Consider the following 16816-nt stretch of genomic DNA (forward strand, 5'->3'; position numbering starts at 1 on the left):
TCTCTTTGTGAGTCCCTGTCAGTAAGCGCCGGCAATCGGGTGATGCGCGACAAAATGCCGCTCACCAACCTGCACCAGAGGCGCAATGGTAGGTTCATCGCCTAGTGCCCGAATTGGGCTGGGTATTTCATCAACCAGTAAAACCTGTTCACGCTGGCGGCGCGACGGATCAGCAACCGGCACCGCCGCCATCAGCTTACGGGTATAGGGATGATGGGGGTTTTCGAACACCGCGCTGCGCGGCCCGATTTCCACGATTTGCCCCATATACATCACCGCGACCCGGTGGCTGATCCGCTCCACCACCGCCATATCATGGGATATAAATAAAAATGCAATGCCGAATTCGCGTTGCAGATCCAGCATCAGATTGATGATTTGCGCCTGAATGGAGACATCCAGCGCGGAAACCGCCTCATCCGCGATAACCACTTTGGGGTTCGGCGCCAATGCTCTGGCGATGCAGATGCGCTGACGCTGCCCACCGGAAAACTCATGCGGATAGCGGCGCGCGTGTTCAGGTTGCAGCCCTACCCGCGCCAACAGCCATGCAACGCGCTGTTCCGCCTCCTGCCTGCTCCCTATTCCATGCACCAGCAACGGTTCCATAATGGAAAACCCGACCGTCAGACGCGGGTCCAGCGAAGCATAGGGGTCCTGAAAAATAAACTGGATATCCTTGCGCAAATGCTGCAACGCCGAACCGCTCAGTTGGTTAATCCGCTGGCCATCAAAAACAATCGTTCCGCTCTGGCTTTCCACCAGTTTCAGCAAGGCCCGTCCGGTGGTGGATTTGCCGCTGCCCGATTCGCCGACCAGCGATAACGTTTCACCCGGATAGAGATCAAAACTCACTTTTTCGACCGCATGAACCTGACGGGTTATCCGGTTCAACAAGCCCGTGCGGATCGGAAAGCGCGTGACCAGATCCCGCACCTGTAAAATAGGGTCGGCATGGGCGGGAATAGTATTCTGCGGCACGCTGTCGGCAAGCGGTTGCGTCTCGCCATTCAGCAAGGGGAATTTTGCCGGGAACACCTGACCCTGCATTGAACCCAACGTCGGCACCGCCGCCAGTAAAGCCTGTGTATACGGATGCCGCGGCGTATTGAAAATCTGCTCAACGCCGCCGGCCTCCACGTTTTCGCCGCGATACATCACCATTACCCGGTCGGCCACTTTAGCGACTACGCCCATATCGTGGGTGATGAAAATAACGGCCATGTTCATTTCCCGTTGCAACACACGAATCAATTGCAGGATCTGGGCCTGAATAGTCACATCCAGCGCCGTGGTCGGCTCATCGGCAATCAGCAACGACGGTTTACACGAGAGCGCCATCGCAATCATCACCCGCTGACGCATCCCGCCGGAAAGCTGATGAGGATAGCGATCCAATACGTTACGCGCTTCAGGAATACGCACCCGCTCCAGCATACGCAACGCTTCCTGCCGCGCGGCGCGGTGATCCATGCCCTGATGCAAACGAATGGATTCGGCAATCTGCTCGCCTACCGGAAAGACCGGATTCAGCGAGGTCATCGGCTCCTGAAAAATCATGGCCAGGTCAGCGCCGCGCAGTTTACGCATCCGCGACTGCGGGAGTTCACGCAAATCAAGCACCTGACCATTGCGCCGGCGAAACAGCATTTCACCCTGATGAATCACGCCGCCGGCCTGTTCAATCAAGCGCATCACCGCCAGTGACGTCACCGACTTCCCCGAACCGGATTCGCCGACAATCGCCAGCGTTTCCCCGCGATCCACGGAAAACATCAAATCACGCACCGCATCCGTCCGTTGCCCCTGCTGCTGAAAATAAACACTCAAATCGCGCACCGCCAATACCCGCTGGTCCGGCAGGGAAAGTTCCGCAGCGGTAGGCGGCGATGCAGAATGATGCCGTGCTAATGCCATTAACCGTAGATCTCCATTTAAACAGGGGTCGCGATGACGACAGTTGGATCAGGGACGAGTGATGAACCGACTTTAGCGGCAAGAGGCCCTTCGTCATCACACGCGTTTTGACTATATTTAGCGCAAGGTATAATGTAAAGCAGAAACTTATTCGGCTCTTTGATAAAAATTCTTTTTAGAACATTAAGTTAATAAAAATAAATAAACGTTATATAACCCATGGCTCACCAGGTTCGCCGTCATCGTCCCTTCCCGAAATACCCGATTCCTTGAGCCGCCCGCGTTCTCTGACATAATAGTGGCATACAATACCTGTTTTCGCCCGCAGCCCCGCTGGGGAGAAACCAATCATGGAGTGCAGATGGAAAGCGTTACCTCAGGCTTATTGTCCCTCGAACAGGCGCTGGAAAAGATGTTTTCTCAGGTATCATTAATACCGGAAACAGAAAACGTTTCGCTGTATGACGCCGCTGGCCGAATTACCGCCAGCCCCATAACGTCGCCCATCAACGTTCCTTCCTTCGCCAATGCCGCGATGGACGGCTACGCGGTTCGTTGCGCGGATCTCAGCGCGTCGACGCCGCTGCCGGTGGCGGGCAAGGCATTCGCCGGCGCGCCGTTCAACGGCGAATGGCCTATGAGCGCGTGTATCCGTATCATGACCGGCGCGCCGATCCCCAAAGGCGCCGACGCGGTTATCATGCAGGAGCAAGCAGAAGTCAGTGATGCCGGCGTTAGTTTTCCTCAGCACGTTAAACCCGGACAGAATATTCGTCTGCCAAGTGAAGATATCCGCGCTGGCGCGGTGGTGTTGCCCGCCGGAAAAAAATTGAGCGTTGCGGAATTGCCGCTGCTGGCATCGTTAGGACTCGCCCGGATTGACGTATACCGTCGATTGAAAGTCGCCATTTTTTCAACTGGCGATGAGCTTCAACCGGTCGGCACAACGCTTCAGGCCGGACAGATTTATGACACCAACCGCTTTGCCGTGCGCCTGATGCTGGAGCAGATCGGCTGTGAGGTTAACGATCTGGGCATCATTGCCGATGATCCCGACGCGCTGCGCCACGCCTTTCATCGGGCAGACCGCAGCGCCGACCTGGTTATCAGCAGTGGCGGCGTTTCCGTGGGTGAAGCGGATTATACCAGGCAGATGCTGAGTGAGTTGGGAGATATCCATTTCTGGAAACTGGCGATCAAACCCGGCAAACCGTTCGCTTTCGGCAAGTTACAGCAGGCCTGGTTCTGCGGTCTGCCGGGAAATCCGGTTTCCGCAGTCCTCACTTTCTATCAACTGGTTCAGCCGCTGCTGGCCCGTTTAGCGGGTCATACCGATTGGCGTCTGCCCGCGCGTCTGCGGGTGAAAACCACCAGCGCCCTGAAAAAATCCCCCGGCCGCATGGATTTCCAACGCGGTATTTTCAGCCGTAACGCACAGGGTGAACTGGAAGTCAGAAGCACCGGCCACCAGGGTTCGCATGTCTTCAGTTCCTTCAGTCTGGCAAATTGTTTTATCGTGCTGGAAGCCGAGCGAGACCACGTTGCCGCCGGAGAATGGGTGGAAATAGAACCCTTCAATTCACTGCTGGGACATTGATTATGCTGCCATCACTCAGTGATGCCGAAGCGCTGCGTTACAATCGTCAGATTGTGCTGCGCGGCTTCGATTTTGACGGACAAGAGAAGCTTAAAGCGGCGCGACTGCTGATTGTCGGGCTTGGCGGATTGGGCTGCGCGGCAGCCCAATACCTGGCCGCCGCGGGCGTCGGCCATTTGACGCTGCTGGATTTTGACGCCGTTTCGCTTTCCAACCTGCAACGTCAGATCCTGCACCGCGATGAACGTATTGGCATGGCGAAAGTCGAATCGGCACGGATCGCGCTGGCGGCCATCAATCCGCATCTTGCGTTGAATACAGTAAACGCCAGCCTGAATGACGACGCGCTGGGCGCGCTGATGGAAAAGCACGATGCGGTGCTGGATTGCACCGACCATGTCGCGATCCGCGAAAGGTTGAACCGCCTTGGTTTCCAGCTAAGGAAACCCCTGATTTCCGGTGCGGCGATCCGCATGGAAGGCCAGATCAGCGTGTTTACCTACCAACCGGATGAACCTTGCTACCGCTGCCTCAGCCGATTGTTTGGCGACAACAGGCCGACCTGCGCGGAAACCGGCGTGATGGCGCCCTTGGTCGGCACCATTGGCAGTTTGCAAGCTCTGGAAGCGATTAAACTCCTGACCGGCTACGGTAAGGTCGCCACAGGGCGCTTGCTGATGTTCGATGCTATGACGCTGCAATTTCGCGAAATCAAGCTGCCGAAAAACGCCAACTGCGAGGTGTGCGGCGATTAATCAGACTTACGCGGCAAAGTGCCGCGAACCGGATAGCAAGTAGGCGCGTTGACATTGAGCCGTCATTATCTCAAGTTCATTCATCGTTAGAAAATTGCATACATAAATCAATCTACTATTTTCTTGTATACGATAGATATCAGTGTCACTGTGTAAATACTCGTCACCTTTAAGGTTGCAGGTGCGTTGATTAGGTTGCCGACTCCCTGTGCTTCGAAATCTGTTGGGTATATAAGCAACTAGATAAAGAGGAATACATCATGAGTAATGCTTTTTTGCAAGCTATCAAAACACGTCGCAGCATCTATGCCATCGGAAATAAATTACCCCTCGCAGAAGACGCTGTAACCGCGCTGATTACAGAAGCGGTCAAAGAGAGCCCGTCAGCATTCAACTCACAAAGTTCTCGCGTTGTGATACTGTTTGGCCAACAACACGATAAAGTCTGGGATATCGTGAAGCAGCAGTTGAAGAAAATCGTTCCGGCGGATGCATTCACCGCCACGGAACAGAAGCTGGCTTCGTTTGCCGCCGGCGCGGGGACGGTCTTATTCTTTGAAGACACAAAAGTCATCGAAGATCTGCAAACGAAGTTTGCTCTGTATGCGGACAATTTCCCGGTCTGGTCAGAGCATTCTACCGGGATCGCCCAGTTCGCGGTGTGGTCTACGCTCGCGCAGGAAAAAATCGGCGCATCGTTGCAGCACTATAATCCATTGATTGACGATGAAGTGAAACAACAGTGGAATTTGCCTGCCAGTTGGAAACTTCGTGCTCAGATGCCGTTTGGTTCAATTGAACAACCCGCCGGTGAAAAAACCTATATCCCGGATGAAGAACGTTTCCGTATTTTCAAATAATACGACGATCGATAAAAGTTGCCTGAGAAAAAGGGACCATGCAGTCCCTTTTTATTATCGTTATGCGCTGGTTTTCCGTTATTGAAAAGACTTATCGCATTGCCATAACCTTACCCGCATTAGCGTCATTTCGGCGCAAATACCTGAATGGCTTTTTCCCGAATATTGAATATCGCCGGGGTTTTTCCAATTAACTCCCCATCCGCATTGATATCATGGGGTTTTGCTGTATGCAGAGATAAATGCCGACCGGAAAACGTGCGGACATTACGCCAACGGCCATGCGTTCCCCGCCGCATAAACGGAATAAGCGCAATCATCTCCCACCAGTGAGACACTTCCAGGCTGTAGACATCAAGGCGGCCATCATCCGGCGCGGCGGAATGTTGTACCGTCATCCCGCCACCGTAAAATCGGCCATTTCCGACGGAAACCTGCACCGTGCGAACCCGTTCCTTAACGCCATCATGTTCGATTTCCGCCCGAAAGGGACGGCTCTGCTTCAATAGTTTAAATGCTGCCAGCGCGTAACCTAATGTTCCCCAACGTTTTTTAGACTTAGCCGACAAACCGCGGGCTAACGCGGCGGAAAAACCAATACTGGATACATTAAAGAACAGATGGCCGTTGACATCGCCTAAATCAATGGTGCGCAAGTGGCCCGCGGCAATGATTTCCACCGCCTGTTTGATATCCTTCGGGATCCCCAAAGTACGTGCAAAATCATTGGCCGTTCCCAACGGTAGAACGCCCAGCGCCAACCCCGATTCAACCAATCCCGGCGCCGCCGCATTCAGCGTGCCGTCGCCGCCGCCGACAATAACAAAATCAATTTCTGCGGCATAAGTCCGAATAATATCACTACAGTTTCCCGTCTCTTTTTCAACCGGTTCAATAATATTGATATGCTTTGACTGTAATAATTGTTTCACATAACGCGCAGATGATTCGCCATTACGCGCTCTTTTATTAATAAAGAGCAGGGCCGTCGGGCGTTGCTTTTTATTATCTAAATCATGGTTCATCATCGTTTGTTAACCTAAATTGTTCAGAAAAATCAAATTGAATCTAACCATAAATGTAATAAATGTCACAAGAGCGCTTTAATAAGCCCACAATAAAATACAAAAAATTACATACACAGTCGCTACTTTATTCAGCTACTTAATGATGGAGGCTATTTTCAGGTTCTTTCGATATGTCCGACCGTTGCCGCGTTGACCTTTCATTGTCCATCCACGTATTGATGTTTCCGGGGGTGACTGCTTAACTTCTGTAAGGTAGTCTACGACAATCGTCATGATCGAATAGATTTGTGTTGTCATTTCATTCAGTTACTACATTGAGGAAAGGGTCTTGCGATTTGGATTAATGATCAACTCTAACTGGCTGAATAAACCCAGGGCGATCGCCCTGCTTGCCGTTATGCTGTTCACTGCATTTTTGATCATTAGTTGGACCAGTTATCAAGTAGCAAAAGAGTCGCTGGAAGCAGAGATAGAAGAAAACACCCTGCCCCTGACCAGCGACAATGTCTACTCAGAAATCCAGCAAGACTTGCTAAAACCGACTTTTATCTCATCACTGATGGCGCATGATACATTTGTACGTGACTGGGTTATCAATAACGAAAGCGATCCACAGGCGATGATCCGCTATCTGAAAGAAATCGATAATCGCTTCAATACCATATTTTCTTTTTTCGTTTCGGATAAAACCAAACGTTACTACGATCCGCAGCGCATTCTAAAAACCGTTTCCGAAGACGTTCCCGACGATCAATGGTATTTTCAGGCCAGAACGCTGTTGGATGAAACGCCCTATTCCATTGATATTCGCGTCGATCCTGAAAAACGCACTCGTCTGGATATCTTAATCAATCACCGGGTTATGGACTATAACGGCAACTTCATCGGAGTCACCGGTGTCGGGATCCCCGTTGAACGGGTAAAACATCTGATTGAAAAATACGAGCAACGTTATAACCGCACCATCTATTTTATAGACAAAACAGGGAATGTGACATTGCACGGGGATACCTATCACCGCCCGCTGAAAATTCAGCAACAAGCCGGTTTATCCGCGCTGTCCACCTCAATTTTGACGGTCCCTGGCGGCGCATATGTGTATGAGATAGACGATAACCAAATTTTTCTGAACACGCGGTTATTACCTGAGTTTGGCTGGTATCTGATGGTGGAGCAAAGTAATCACCCCAGCGAAAAACGACTGTTTGCCACGCTGATAACCAATCTCGGCATTAGCGTTGGCTTCAGTATGCTGTTTTTATTCCTGCTCTGGCTGACCATTGGCGGCTACCAACGGCGACTAGAACAGATGGCCACCACGGATAAACTGACCGGCATCATGAACCGGCAGGCCTTTGACTACTTCTTCACCCGGTTATTAGCCAAACGTATTTCTCATCAACAGCCTATCGCCATCGTGTTGATTGATATCGATCACTTTAAACAGATAAACGACCGCTATGGTCATGGCGTTGGCGATATAGTGCTTCAGCATATCGCCAGCCTGCTCCAGCAAACCATCCGACGCAACGATCAAATCTGCCGCTGGGGGGGCGAAGAGTTCGTTGTGCTGTTGGATGACTGCAATCTTGATAACGCATTACTGCGTGCCGACACGCTGCGCAAAGAGATTGAATCAACGAAAATCAAATCCGCACGCGATACTATTCAGGTCACCATTAGTGGTGGCGTGGCGGAGTATCAACCCAATGAAACACTGGATACATTGATTAACCGTGCGGATATTGCGCTCTACCAGGCGAAACAGCAAGGGCGCAACCGGGTGGTTAAATCGGAAGCATAATCGCTTTCGCCTGGTTATCCCGATAACCGGCAGAAGTTGCCGCAGGAATGCCTACCCTACCCGTTTCCCGTAGGCGTATTTCACTTCAGAAATGCGCAACTCGTAATGCTTGTACCACTCGGTGATACCAAACTCCTGCGCAATACGGTGTTCCGCATGATTTTTCCATTGCCTGATGGCTTCCAACGAATCCCAATAAGAGACGGTGATGCCGAATCCATGACTGTCACGCGCGCTTTCCGCCCCTAAATAACCGAGTTGCTGCATCGCCAATGCCACCATGCGATTCGACATGGCGTGATATCCGGCGTCCCCCGCGGTGCGCTGAGATGAAAAAATAACCGCAAAATAAGGCGGTTCCGGCAAGCAAGCAAAAGACGTATCCGACATATCACCGCCTCTGAATGTGAAGGAGAATAAAAAAGGCGCAGCGGCACCATTGGCCCAGAGGAATCCGAGACTGAATACGTTTTAATATATTGAATTAACAAGCGCAATCGCAAAATAATTACATCGATGGGATAAAATAAAGCGGGTATTGCTACACTACCGGCGATACCCGCTCAACTCGATTAAATGCTATCGGTTTTGGTCTGAACCCAAAACGCGTGGATCAATCCGGGGAAATATCCCAGCAAAGTAAGAAGAATATTCAGGATAAATGCGCCGCCAATCCCTTTCCCCAGTAATACGCCCAGGGGCGGCAAAAGAATGGTAAATACAATGCGCCAAAAACCCATATCAATCTCCATAACGTAGTAATGATTTATGACCTTAGTACAGTGAATACGATTTGTCAGTATCCTCCGGGGACATCATGAAAACAGAAGGAAAAAAGGTTTTACGTATGATGCTCTCACCGGGAGTTTTATCACAGAATAGGATGACGATAATTGCTTGAATAGTGGCGGAGAGAGAGGGATTTGAACCCTCGGAGGGATTGCTCCCTCAACGGTTTTCGAGACCGTCCCGTTCAGCCACTCCGGCACCTCTCCGTTTAAGCGGTTGCTATGATGCCCGCTTTTGCGGCATTTTAACAGCATTAGCTCTCGCCTTTAAATTCAAGTGATGACTTAGCGAGCAACAGCGATGATTAAATGGCCGTGGAAGACAAATGAATGTGCGACTGAAACGTTGGAGCAGTGGCAACCCGCGCTGTCGATTCCCCTGTTAGCGCCATTGAGTGACGCGGAACGGCAAAAATTGATAATGATTGCTGAAAAATTTATGAAATTAAAACGCCTGATCCCGTTACAGGAACTGGCGCTAACCGAAATTATGCAGCAACGAATCTCGCTATTGTTTTCCCTGCCGGTGTTGGAACTGGGCATCGAATGTCTGGATGGCTTTCATGAGGTGCTGATTTATCCCGGCCCCTTCATTGTTGATGATGAATGGCAGGATGATATCGGGCTGGTACATACCGGTAAAATCGTGCAATCGGGGCAAAGTTGGGATCAAGGCCCGGTGATCCTCAACTGGCAGGAAGTTCAGGATTCGTTTGATCTATCCGGCTTCAATCTCATCATTCATGAAGTCGCCCACAAACTCGATGTACGCAGCAGCGGCACCGCCACGGGCGTGCCGGCCATCGCCCTGCGCGATATCGCCGCATGGGAACAGCATTTGCACGCAGCGATGGATGCATTGCAGGAAGAAATTGATTTGGTAGGCGAAGACGCCGCCAGCATGGACCCCTACGCCGCACAAGATCCTGTCGAATGTTTCGCGGTACTTTCCGAATATTTCTTCAGCGCGCCGGAACTGTTATCGGAACGATTCCCGGCGCTGTACCGCTGTTTTCAAGAATTTTACCGTCAAGACCCATTGAGCCGTCTCATCGACTGGAAAAAGAGCACCAACGACAACGCCCCGGTAATTTATTGATCGCGATAAAAGAAAGAATTGTATATAGCCTAAACAGTCAGACGATAACACCGATTTTACCGTTGACAGCATAACAGGCGCCGGATATGATGCGCCCCGTTCACACAATTCCTCTGTAGTTCAGTCGGTAGAACGGCGGACTGTTAATCCGTATGTCACTGGTTCGAGTCCAGTCAGAGGAGCCAGATTCTTGTTTTCATGCTTCTTTATGAATCCTTATTTGATGAGGGTTCAATGAGTTAGCGTAAAACCCTTCCCGATGCATGTTTAGTTTTCCCTCCGCATCGGGGAAAATTGGTGGTCTGATTTGGGGTCATTTCAGTTCGATTATGGAGTGACCACCATATGTCTCTTAACAACGCGAAAATCCGCAACTTAAAACCATCCGCAAAACCCTTCAAAGTCTCCGATTCACACGGTCTATACCTTCTGGTCAATCCTGGCGGTTCACGTCTCTGGTATCTCAAGTACCGCTTCAGCGGCAAAGAATCCCGCATCGGTTTAGGCGGCTATCCACAGGTTTCCCTTGCCGAAGCGCGACAACAGCGCGATGGCATCCGCAAACTGCTGGCTCAGAATATCAACCCCGCGCAGCAGCGGGCGACCGAAAAAACTGCCCGTTCGCCGGAAAAATGCTTTAAGTCCGTGGCGCTGGACTGGCATAAAACAACAGAACCTGGTCGGAAAACCATGCCGTCCGTCTGCTTGCCAGCATGAACAATCATATCTTCCCGGTACTCGGTCATCTGTCGATAACCGAACTGAAAACCCAGCAATTTACCGCCCTGCTGAAAGGCATTGAGGAAAAAGGTTTACTGGAAGTCGCGTCCCGCACCCGGCAGCACCTGTGCAACATTATGCGTCACGCCGTGCATCAGGGATTAATTGAAACTAACCCGGCGCTGAATCTGGACGGCGTGACGGCTCCGCCGGTTAAACGCCACTATCCGGCTCTGCCGCTGGCGCGACTGCCGGAGCTACTGGAGCGCATCGACGGCTACCAGCAGGGACGGGTGTTAACCCAGCTGGCGGTATCGCTCACTTTGCACCTGTTTATCCGTTCCAGCGAACTGCGCTTCGCCCGCTGGCGCGAGATTGATTTCAAAAACAAAATCTGGACTATTCCCGCCACCCGCGAAGCCATTGCTGGCGCACGTTATTCAGGGCGAGGCGCGAAAATGCGCACGCCGCATATCGTGCCGCTGTCACGGCAGACGATTGTCATCCTCAAGCAAATTAAAGCGATTTCCGGCCATCTGGAACTGGTGTTCCCCGGCGACCATAATCCGTATAAACCCATTTGTGAAAACACGGTGAACAAGGCGCTGCGGCTGATGGGCTATGACACCAAAACGGATGTCTGCGGCCACGGATTCCGGGCGATGGCCTGTAGCGCATTAATGGAATCTGAACGTTGGTCACAGGATGCCGTTGAGCGCCAGATGAGCCACCAAGAACACAATAGCGTGCGGGCGGCCTATATCCACAAAGCAGAGCACCTTGATGCCCGCAAAGCGATGATGCAGTGGTGGTCGGATTATCTGGATGCGTGCCGGGAAACTTACATTCCGCCTTATATTTGGGGCAAACAGGCTGGCTAAGCCCGCGATGACGTAATCAATGGATAATACGAAAGCAGATCCAGACAGTTCAGGATCTGCTTTATCCATCTTTAATAGATGTTGACTTTATATTTTTATTAATCAATAGGAAGGCATCAAAAAATATTCTGGCAGAATATTTTCAGGTCATTACCTATCAATAAGGGTAATTTTTGAGGTAAAGCTTATCGTCATTGCAACGATAAAAAATCTGCACCATAGGATAGTTGTCTGCCAACATGACACTGCGCCAGAACCCGATATTGCGGCCAACTGCACCAGTATCCCGCCGCAGGAAAAACACAAAGCTGCACCAGATACCCGTTGAACAAACATCGAACTGCGCCGGTTACGGCCTTTTCTGTCCTTTGACCCTTTCTGGTTTGGCGCTATTACCCTTAACGGCCCTTTTTACTCTTAACAGCCCTTTACTCTTATGGCCTTTTCCTTTTCTGGCGCAACTGTTTTTATTCGCGTAACGCAGTAGCGATAATTTTTGTCGCAACGCTGGATTGCCTTTGGCTATTAATTGCACCAGTATCGATAGGAAATCGTACAAAATTATTTGGCCCCAAATATTTTTGTACAAAAACCGATTAATGATACGGGTCATGAAAGATAATACCTTCTGAATAGTCATGTTCTATTAAAATAACAGAAAGTAAAAGGAAAAAGCCTCATCACGTTTACCTTCAAACATTTTCCGCTGGATAACGATTGAGTACCAAAAAACTATCAGTCAGTATTCGCCCGACTGCCGTAAACCTGCGCCACATAGCGCCCACGCCCGTCGCCGTGGCCCAAATCCATCGCGACCAATGCCAGCGCTTCTTTTTCGCTGAATCCCTGCGCCAGATAATGGCGAATGGCATCCAGCGCCCAGGCATAACGCAATGAATGCGGGGAATATGCGCCGGTCAAGCCGATACGCGACGCCTGACCGTGCCAGTATTTCATCGCGCTTTTCAGGTCGGGCTTATCAATCAGCCTGCCGTTGCGTTGTTCTGCCACAGACAATGCATTTTCCAGCGCTTTCCGTACTGCGCCAACATCCAAAATTATTGTCTCGCGAGGCCGCCCGCCTTTAGTGCCGAACACCACGGTAAGCAGGGTTTCGCCGCGCTCCAGAGCCTGTTTCCACGTCCTGAGCGATTGCGCACACTGCACTGCTTCCTGAGAGCGCAATCCCATCAACCTTGAAAGCTCTAGCGCCGCCGCCACCCCGGTGTCTTTTTCGCGAGCGGTTTCCAGCACCTGCCGATAATGCTCTGCCGTGATAGCCTGCCTGGTGCCGTTGCGGGATGCGCCGGACAAGCCGAGCGATTTATTGGATAACCGTTCACTGGTGGCTAATCGATCACTCCCGGCTTGCTTCAGCAGACAGCGGAGCGCCGCCATTTCGTTTTGTAGGCTGCGTTTCTTTATGCCCTGCTCCAGCCGTTCCCGGATGTAGCTTTCAATATGCCGCGCTTTTAGTTGCTCCACCCGCCGGATCTGTACATTCTGCCCCAGTAAGCGCTCACAAAATCGCTGCGCCAGCGCCATACGGTCATGAACGGTTTTATGACTGCCGCCCGCCTGCCGCGCCAGCGTTTTCATTTCCTGCTCCAGAATGCCCATGTTCTCTTTCCCCTTTTCATGATTGCAGCAACTCCAAAATCTGATACAACCTTCCCCGGCGCGTAGGCCGATAGCCCCTGATATTCGTCGGGGCTGCGAACGATACCTGAGCGCCGGGGCGGCAGCCGTTGAGGTATTGCGGGGCTTCGGTTGTGCTCTCTGAGCAGCCGCCCGCTTGCGCGAGTTATCCCCCGGATCGTCCTAATCCCCCTCCGGTATCGGTTCAAGTTCTCTTATGGGTAAATGGCCTGAAATACGGTGTCAGAATCCCGCAGCGCGCTGGCGCAGTGGAATTGTCTGGTGCAGTAACATGGTGCTGGTGCGTCACTTTCCCGCTCGGCGCGGTTAAAGTGACGCACTGGACTGGCGCAGTGAGTGAAAATTGAAATTTTGGTGCAGGATTGCGGTCACGCGGCAGCAAAGCCTTACGGCAATGCGGGCCGCTGCCCGTTATAACGGGGTTGACGCTCCGTTTCATGGAGCGTCAGTATTTACAGTACAAATCCGTAGTGAGAACCATCCGGCAGTTCAACATCAAGGCGCAGTTTGCCGCCGGTCGCCTCTACGTAACGTTTAAGCGTGGACAGTTTCAGGTCGCGCCCCGGTTTTTCCATACCGGCAACGGTAGGCTGCCTGATGCCCAGAGCCTGCGCCATTTCAACCTGTGTTTTCTGTACTTTCTCACGCAGTTCGGCAAGGTGGATGTTGAGCAGGATATCCGCCGCCATCGCCTGAGCGTCGGCCACGACTTCCGGTTTTTCATCTGCAAGAAGCTGTTCGAGCGTTTTGCCCATCGCGTTACTCCTTATCATCTAATGTCTTCAGATAATTCGTGAATTCCCGATCAGCAACCGGGATCATCTGGTCATAAAAACGTTTTTCATTGCCGACCTTGTTACCGCCGCAAAGCAGAATGCCGGTTCGGTAAGGGTCGAAGGCGAAAAACACCCGTATCGGATCGCCCCGGCTCTGAACGCGTAGTTCTTTCATGTTGCTGTAGCGAGAGCCTTTAATCGTATCGGCATAAGGTCTGGGCAAACCCGGCCCTTTTTGCCGCAAAACGATAAGCGACGCCAGCACGCTGGTTCGATCGGTTTTACAAAGTGAACTGAACCAGCCGTCAAATATGTCCGTTGTTTTAATCGTCCACACGGTATCTCTTTATTGATATAGCATAAAGACTATATAGGCGCAAAGCGATAATGAAGAGTCTGAAGTCGCCCAAGGCGAAATGCATTCCTCTTTACCGGGAAACTAAAGGCGTATTCCGGTCATTCATTAAATGCTGTGCAAAGTTGTCGCCGCTTTGCGGCGCAGGCCGCAGAAACAGCGGAAAAGTAAAGCAGAGTAGAGAATGACCTTAACCGCAATGCGGTCCGGCATTTTCAAAGGTTGATGCCGGTAAAAGGCGACCGACCTGATACATCAGGCGCTTCTCTCAGGTCATGAAGCATTTTGTGCCGGAGGGATATTACTGCTCAGCAAAGGTGCAGATAAGAGAAAACTGTTTTTCCTTTTTAAAGGATTATTGGTTGATTTTTTGGCAATCAGATAAACAGGAAACGGCGCAGAACCTGTATTTGATCTGCGCCGGTGGAACGTCAATGGTAGCGAGAAGGCCAGATTTTCTCAGGCGCGACGCCCAGCGCTTCAGCAATCAGCCTTTCACCTTTGGGCCAGTGTTTTGTCAGCGTGGAGGAGGCCAGCCCTGCGTTACGCGAAACCGCTGCCAGCGATGTCCCCCGCTTTTTCAGCGCCGCAATAATATCGGCGGGATGCCAGTTTTGTCGGTTCATGCGGCCACCTCATCAATACATTTCACGCCGTCAGAGGTGCGAATCCAGCAAGGGGCTTTCAGTTCAGCGGCAAAGTAATCAACCAGTTCCGCCAGGAGCCAGCACAATTGTTCTTCCGCTTGTGGCGGAAACATTCGGCAAAGCAGAAGCTGAGTCAGGGTAAAACAGTAATCGCAAAGCGTATCCGCATCAGGGGCAAAACGGGGAGAGTTTGTGGGCAGGGTATCAACGGTCAGACTGTCTATCAGGTGAGGCGGAATAGGATCGCGCAGGCCCGGTTTCAGTAGTGCAAGACCGGCGGCAAGCCGACCGCAGAGGGCCATCTTCAGTACAGGATCGTAGCATTCCGCCTGAGTATCTGCGCACTTTTCGCAATGATCGGCCAGCACGGTAAAATCAGTATCGGCATTAAAAGGGAAGGAAAGTAACGGATGAGTTTGATCGAAGGTTGTAGCCATAAGGCAGCCTCCAGTGAGTAACAAATTATTTCCACCACCAGAGAGGTCAATCTCATGGGTGGTGGAACCGGGCGGGGTTGACCTTACCGGCCTCACTGGCACCGGCGCGTCTTGCGACGCCCCCGCCCGGCCCACCATTGAAACGTAGCCGAACGCACGACACAAAAAAAACGCATACGCGCCTTATGTCGTCAGTGAAGTGCTTTCAGGAGGTCAATCCCGGCGCCTGATTTTGCAGGTGCGAGGAAAAGATACCGCTTTAGGTAACTAACGGCAAGAAGGTTTTATGGAATGCGGATCGTAAATGCAATGATGCTGTCGGTAAATACATGGCAATCATATATTTTTTTTAAAAATTTCGTTTTTGATGAGTCTGACTGCTCCAATGGGGATACCGCTGGTCGTCGCTACGGCGTTAGGGCGCAAGTCTGAGTATGTAGGGAAATCGTCATGATTTTTCTCCGTCAGTGGTGCGATTTTCGTCTTCGTATCGCCTGACGGTTCGCTTTCCCGGTTCGTACCGGCGCGCAAGAGCGCAGAATGCATGCCATTTACCCTTGCGGGACGGGTTGTGTTGGGAAACGATTAACCGGAAGCAGATACGGGGAACGGAAATCACGCGGGAGGAAAAACTGACCCTGCATAGGCGGGCGTAGCGTCCCTTGGTTCGCTGCGGTGAAATGGGTTTGGGGTTTAAATAGCGGTATTAACTCAGCCCTTCTTTGGCAGTATGACCTTCATCCCAAAAATTTACTCAATTAGTCACGAATCCACTATTGGTGGGTAAGATCACTTGCATATCGCGAATGTAAAATGTGATGAATGTCAATAAGATGTATAATGTGTCCAGTAGTTGATAAAACAGCCCCCCAATAAAGAAAAAATGCCGTACTATCTCTGACAGAAGCAAGAAAACTCAGGCGCAGCTTTACTTTCTGCTGGAATATTTGAGCTATCCAACACGAAGCATTTTGTAACTATGAATTCAATCTTCTATCTTGAACGTAATTTTATGCACGGTGACAGGACGTACACAGAGACAGAGTTGCTGGCTGCTTCAACGCACATTGTTGTGTTAGCAGAACCCGGCGGCGGGAAAACAGATCTGATGAAAAGCATCGCTCAGAAACTGAACACTTCTGTCTTAAATGCCAGCGTATTTGCTTATGTGGGAGCAGATAAAGAAAATAGCTCACTGATAATCGACGCCGTTGATGAAGTCGCCAGAATCGATCAATCAGGTATCCATAAACTCCTTGCGCTCGCCAGAACATCAAAGCCAAATCGCGTAATCATGTCGAGTAGGTCAAGCGAATGGGGACTGGCTTCAACTAGTATTTTTGAAAAATTTCTTGGTGTCTCCCCTATGATTGTGAGACTGAGAGAATTCGATCAAGAGACCCTGTAAATAATTCTGTGTAACTGCCACCGTATTAAAGGTGATCGCTCAGGCGGTCACCGAACTCGATAATAAAACGGCTCATTGCCAACCG

At 51.1% G+C, this 16816-nt stretch carries 15 protein-coding genes, 2 tRNA genes and 1 pseudogene; 8 read left to right on the forward strand and 10 right to left on the reverse strand.

Annotated elements, in window-relative coordinates; translation table 11 throughout:
* Positions 1–18 precede the first annotated feature (18 nt).
* Complete coding sequence (gene gsiA / locus DES54_RS11240; protein WP_113867415.1) at positions 19–1917, reverse strand: glutathione ABC transporter ATP-binding protein GsiA; 1899 nt, start codon at positions 1915–1917, stop codon at positions 19–21.
* Between the two features lie 361 nt (positions 1918–2278).
* Here gsiA and moeA point away from each other — a divergent pair, with 361 nt between their 5' ends.
* The 3 genes from moeA to DES54_RS11255 all read left to right on the forward strand — a co-directional run bounded on the left by moeA (position 2279) and on the right by DES54_RS11255 (position 5129).
* Positions 2279–3514 carry a molybdopterin molybdotransferase MoeA gene (moeA, locus tag DES54_RS11245; protein ID WP_113867417.1) on the forward strand — a complete coding sequence of 412 codons (1236 nt, stop codon included), beginning with the start codon at positions 2279–2281 and terminating at the stop codon, positions 3512–3514.
* 2 nt (positions 3515–3516) lie between these two features.
* A complete protein-coding gene (gene moeB, locus DES54_RS11250; protein WP_113867419.1) occupies positions 3517–4269 on the forward strand; it encodes a molybdopterin-synthase adenylyltransferase MoeB in 753 nt (250 codons plus the stop codon).
* A 260-nt stretch (positions 4270–4529) separates the two neighbouring features.
* Positions 4530–5129 carry a nitroreductase family protein gene (locus tag DES54_RS11255; RefSeq protein ID WP_113867421.1) on the forward strand — a complete coding sequence of 200 codons (600 nt, stop codon included), beginning with the start codon at positions 4530–4532 and terminating at the stop codon, positions 5127–5129.
* A 125-nt stretch (positions 5130–5254) separates the two neighbouring features.
* Here DES54_RS11255 and DES54_RS11260 read toward each other — a convergent pair whose 3' ends face one another.
* The gene (locus DES54_RS11260) at positions 5255–6157 is read right to left on the reverse strand and encodes a lipid kinase (RefSeq protein ID WP_427846329.1); all 903 of its coding nucleotides are present in this window, start codon (positions 6155–6157) and stop codon (positions 5255–5257) included.
* Positions 6158–6500: 343 nt separating this feature from the next.
* Here DES54_RS11260 and DES54_RS11265 point away from each other — a divergent pair, with 343 nt between their 5' ends.
* The gene (locus tag DES54_RS11265; RefSeq protein ID WP_427846353.1) at positions 6501–7961 is read left to right on the forward strand and encodes a sensor domain-containing diguanylate cyclase; all 1461 of its coding nucleotides are present in this window, start codon (positions 6501–6503) and stop codon (positions 7959–7961) included.
* Between the two features lie 51 nt (positions 7962–8012).
* Here the strand turns inward: DES54_RS11265 and DES54_RS11270 are convergent, their stop codons facing one another.
* The 3 genes from DES54_RS11270 to DES54_RS11280 all read right to left on the reverse strand — a co-directional run bounded on the left by DES54_RS11270 (position 8013) and on the right by DES54_RS11280 (position 8956).
* Complete coding sequence (locus DES54_RS11270; RefSeq protein ID WP_113867425.1) at positions 8013–8351, reverse strand: antibiotic biosynthesis monooxygenase family protein; 339 nt, start codon at positions 8349–8351, stop codon at positions 8013–8015.
* 182 nt (positions 8352–8533) lie between these two features.
* Positions 8534–8701, reverse strand: coding sequence for a YqaE/Pmp3 family membrane protein (locus DES54_RS11275; RefSeq protein ID WP_113867427.1), 168 nt, complete (start codon positions 8699–8701; stop codon positions 8534–8536).
* 165 nt (positions 8702–8866) lie between these two features.
* Positions 8867–8956: transfer RNA gene (locus tag DES54_RS11280), tRNA-Ser, on the reverse strand.
* A gap of 94 nt (positions 8957–9050) precedes the next feature.
* Between DES54_RS11280 and mtfA the strand changes: the two genes are divergently transcribed.
* From mtfA to DES54_RS11295, 3 genes and pseudogenes are all read left to right on the forward strand, one after another.
* Complete coding sequence (gene mtfA, locus DES54_RS11285) at positions 9051–9848, forward strand: DgsA anti-repressor MtfA (protein WP_113867429.1); 798 nt, start codon at positions 9051–9053, stop codon at positions 9846–9848.
* Positions 9849–9957: 109 nt separating this feature from the next.
* A tRNA-Asn gene (locus tag DES54_RS11290) sits at positions 9958–10033 on the forward strand.
* 160 nt (positions 10034–10193) lie between these two features.
* Positions 10194–11449: pseudogene (locus DES54_RS11295) on the forward strand (tyrosine-type recombinase/integrase).
* Between the two features lie 735 nt (positions 11450–12184).
* Here DES54_RS11295 and DES54_RS11305 read toward each other — a convergent pair.
* The 5 genes from DES54_RS11305 to DES54_RS11335 form a co-directional block, all read right to left on the reverse strand.
* Entirely contained in the window at positions 12185–13069 is an 885-nt protein-coding gene (locus DES54_RS11305; protein WP_113867433.1) for an integrase domain-containing protein, read from the reverse strand.
* A 491-nt stretch (positions 13070–13560) separates the two neighbouring features.
* Positions 13561–13863, reverse strand: a complete 303-nt coding sequence (proR, locus tag DES54_RS11315) for a transcriptional regulator ProR (protein ID WP_113867435.1) — start codon at positions 13861–13863, stop codon at positions 13561–13563.
* Between the two features lie 4 nt (positions 13864–13867).
* Positions 13868–14221, reverse strand: a complete 354-nt coding sequence (locus DES54_RS11320) for a type II toxin-antitoxin system RelE/ParE family toxin (protein ID WP_113867437.1) — start codon at positions 14219–14221, stop codon at positions 13868–13870.
* Between the two features lie 449 nt (positions 14222–14670).
* Complete coding sequence (locus tag DES54_RS11330; RefSeq protein ID WP_113867439.1) at positions 14671–14865, reverse strand: helix-turn-helix domain-containing protein; 195 nt, start codon at positions 14863–14865, stop codon at positions 14671–14673.
* Positions 14862–15461, reverse strand: a complete 600-nt coding sequence (locus tag DES54_RS11335) for an ash family protein (RefSeq protein WP_169050507.1) — start codon at positions 15459–15461, stop codon at positions 14862–14864. Before DES54_RS11335 ends, DES54_RS11330 begins: the two co-directional genes overlap by 4 nt.
* A gap of 841 nt (positions 15462–16302) precedes the next feature.
* Here DES54_RS11335 and DES54_RS11345 point away from each other — a divergent pair.
* Positions 16303–16731, forward strand: coding sequence for a hypothetical protein (locus DES54_RS11345; protein WP_240635003.1), 429 nt, complete (start codon positions 16303–16305; stop codon positions 16729–16731).
* Positions 16732–16816 lie beyond the last annotated feature (85 nt).

This window comes from Brenneria salicis ATCC 15712 = DSM 30166, assembly GCF_003315515.1.
Classification (GTDB): domain Bacteria; phylum Pseudomonadota; class Gammaproteobacteria; order Enterobacterales; family Enterobacteriaceae; genus Brenneria; species Brenneria salicis.

Bases quoted from the DNA above. Each gene is read 5' to 3' on its own strand.
- gsiA (WP_113867415.1), bottom strand. From the start codon at position 1,917: ATGGCATTAGCACGGCATCATTCTGCATCGCCGCCTACCGCTGCGGAA.
- moeA (WP_113867417.1), top strand. From the start codon at position 2,279: ATGGAAAGCGTTACCTCAGGCTTATTGTCCCTCGAACAGGCGCTGGAA.
- moeB (WP_113867419.1), top strand. From the start codon at position 3,517: ATGCTGCCATCACTCAGTGATGCCGAAGCGCTGCGTTACAATCGTCAG.
- DES54_RS11255 (WP_113867421.1), top strand. From the start codon at position 4,530: ATGAGTAATGCTTTTTTGCAAGCTATCAAAACACGTCGCAGCATCTAT.
- DES54_RS11260 (WP_427846329.1), bottom strand. From the start codon at position 6,157: ATGATGAACCATGATTTAGATAATAAAAAGCAACGCCCGACGGCCCTG.
- DES54_RS11265 (WP_427846353.1), top strand. From the start codon at position 6,501: ATGATCAACTCTAACTGGCTGAATAAACCCAGGGCGATCGCCCTGCTT.
- DES54_RS11270 (WP_113867425.1), bottom strand. From the start codon at position 8,351: ATGTCGGATACGTCTTTTGCTTGCTTGCCGGAACCGCCTTATTTTGCG.
- DES54_RS11275 (WP_113867427.1), bottom strand. From the start codon at position 8,701: ATGGGTTTTTGGCGCATTGTATTTACCATTCTTTTGCCGCCCCTGGGC.
- mtfA (WP_113867429.1), top strand. From the start codon at position 9,051: ATGATTAAATGGCCGTGGAAGACAAATGAATGTGCGACTGAAACGTTG.
- DES54_RS11305 (WP_113867433.1), bottom strand. From the start codon at position 13,069: ATGGGCATTCTGGAGCAGGAAATGAAAACGCTGGCGCGGCAGGCGGGC.
- proR (WP_113867435.1), bottom strand. From the start codon at position 13,863: ATGGGCAAAACGCTCGAACAGCTTCTTGCAGATGAAAAACCGGAAGTC.
- DES54_RS11330 (WP_113867439.1), bottom strand. From the start codon at position 14,865: ATGAACCGACAAAACTGGCATCCCGCCGATATTATTGCGGCGCTGAAA.
- DES54_RS11335 (WP_169050507.1), bottom strand. From the start codon at position 15,461: ATGGTGGGCCGGGCGGGGGCGTCGCAAGACGCGCCGGTGCCAGTGAGG.
- DES54_RS11345 (WP_240635003.1), top strand. From the start codon at position 16,303: ATGAATTCAATCTTCTATCTTGAACGTAATTTTATGCACGGTGACAGG.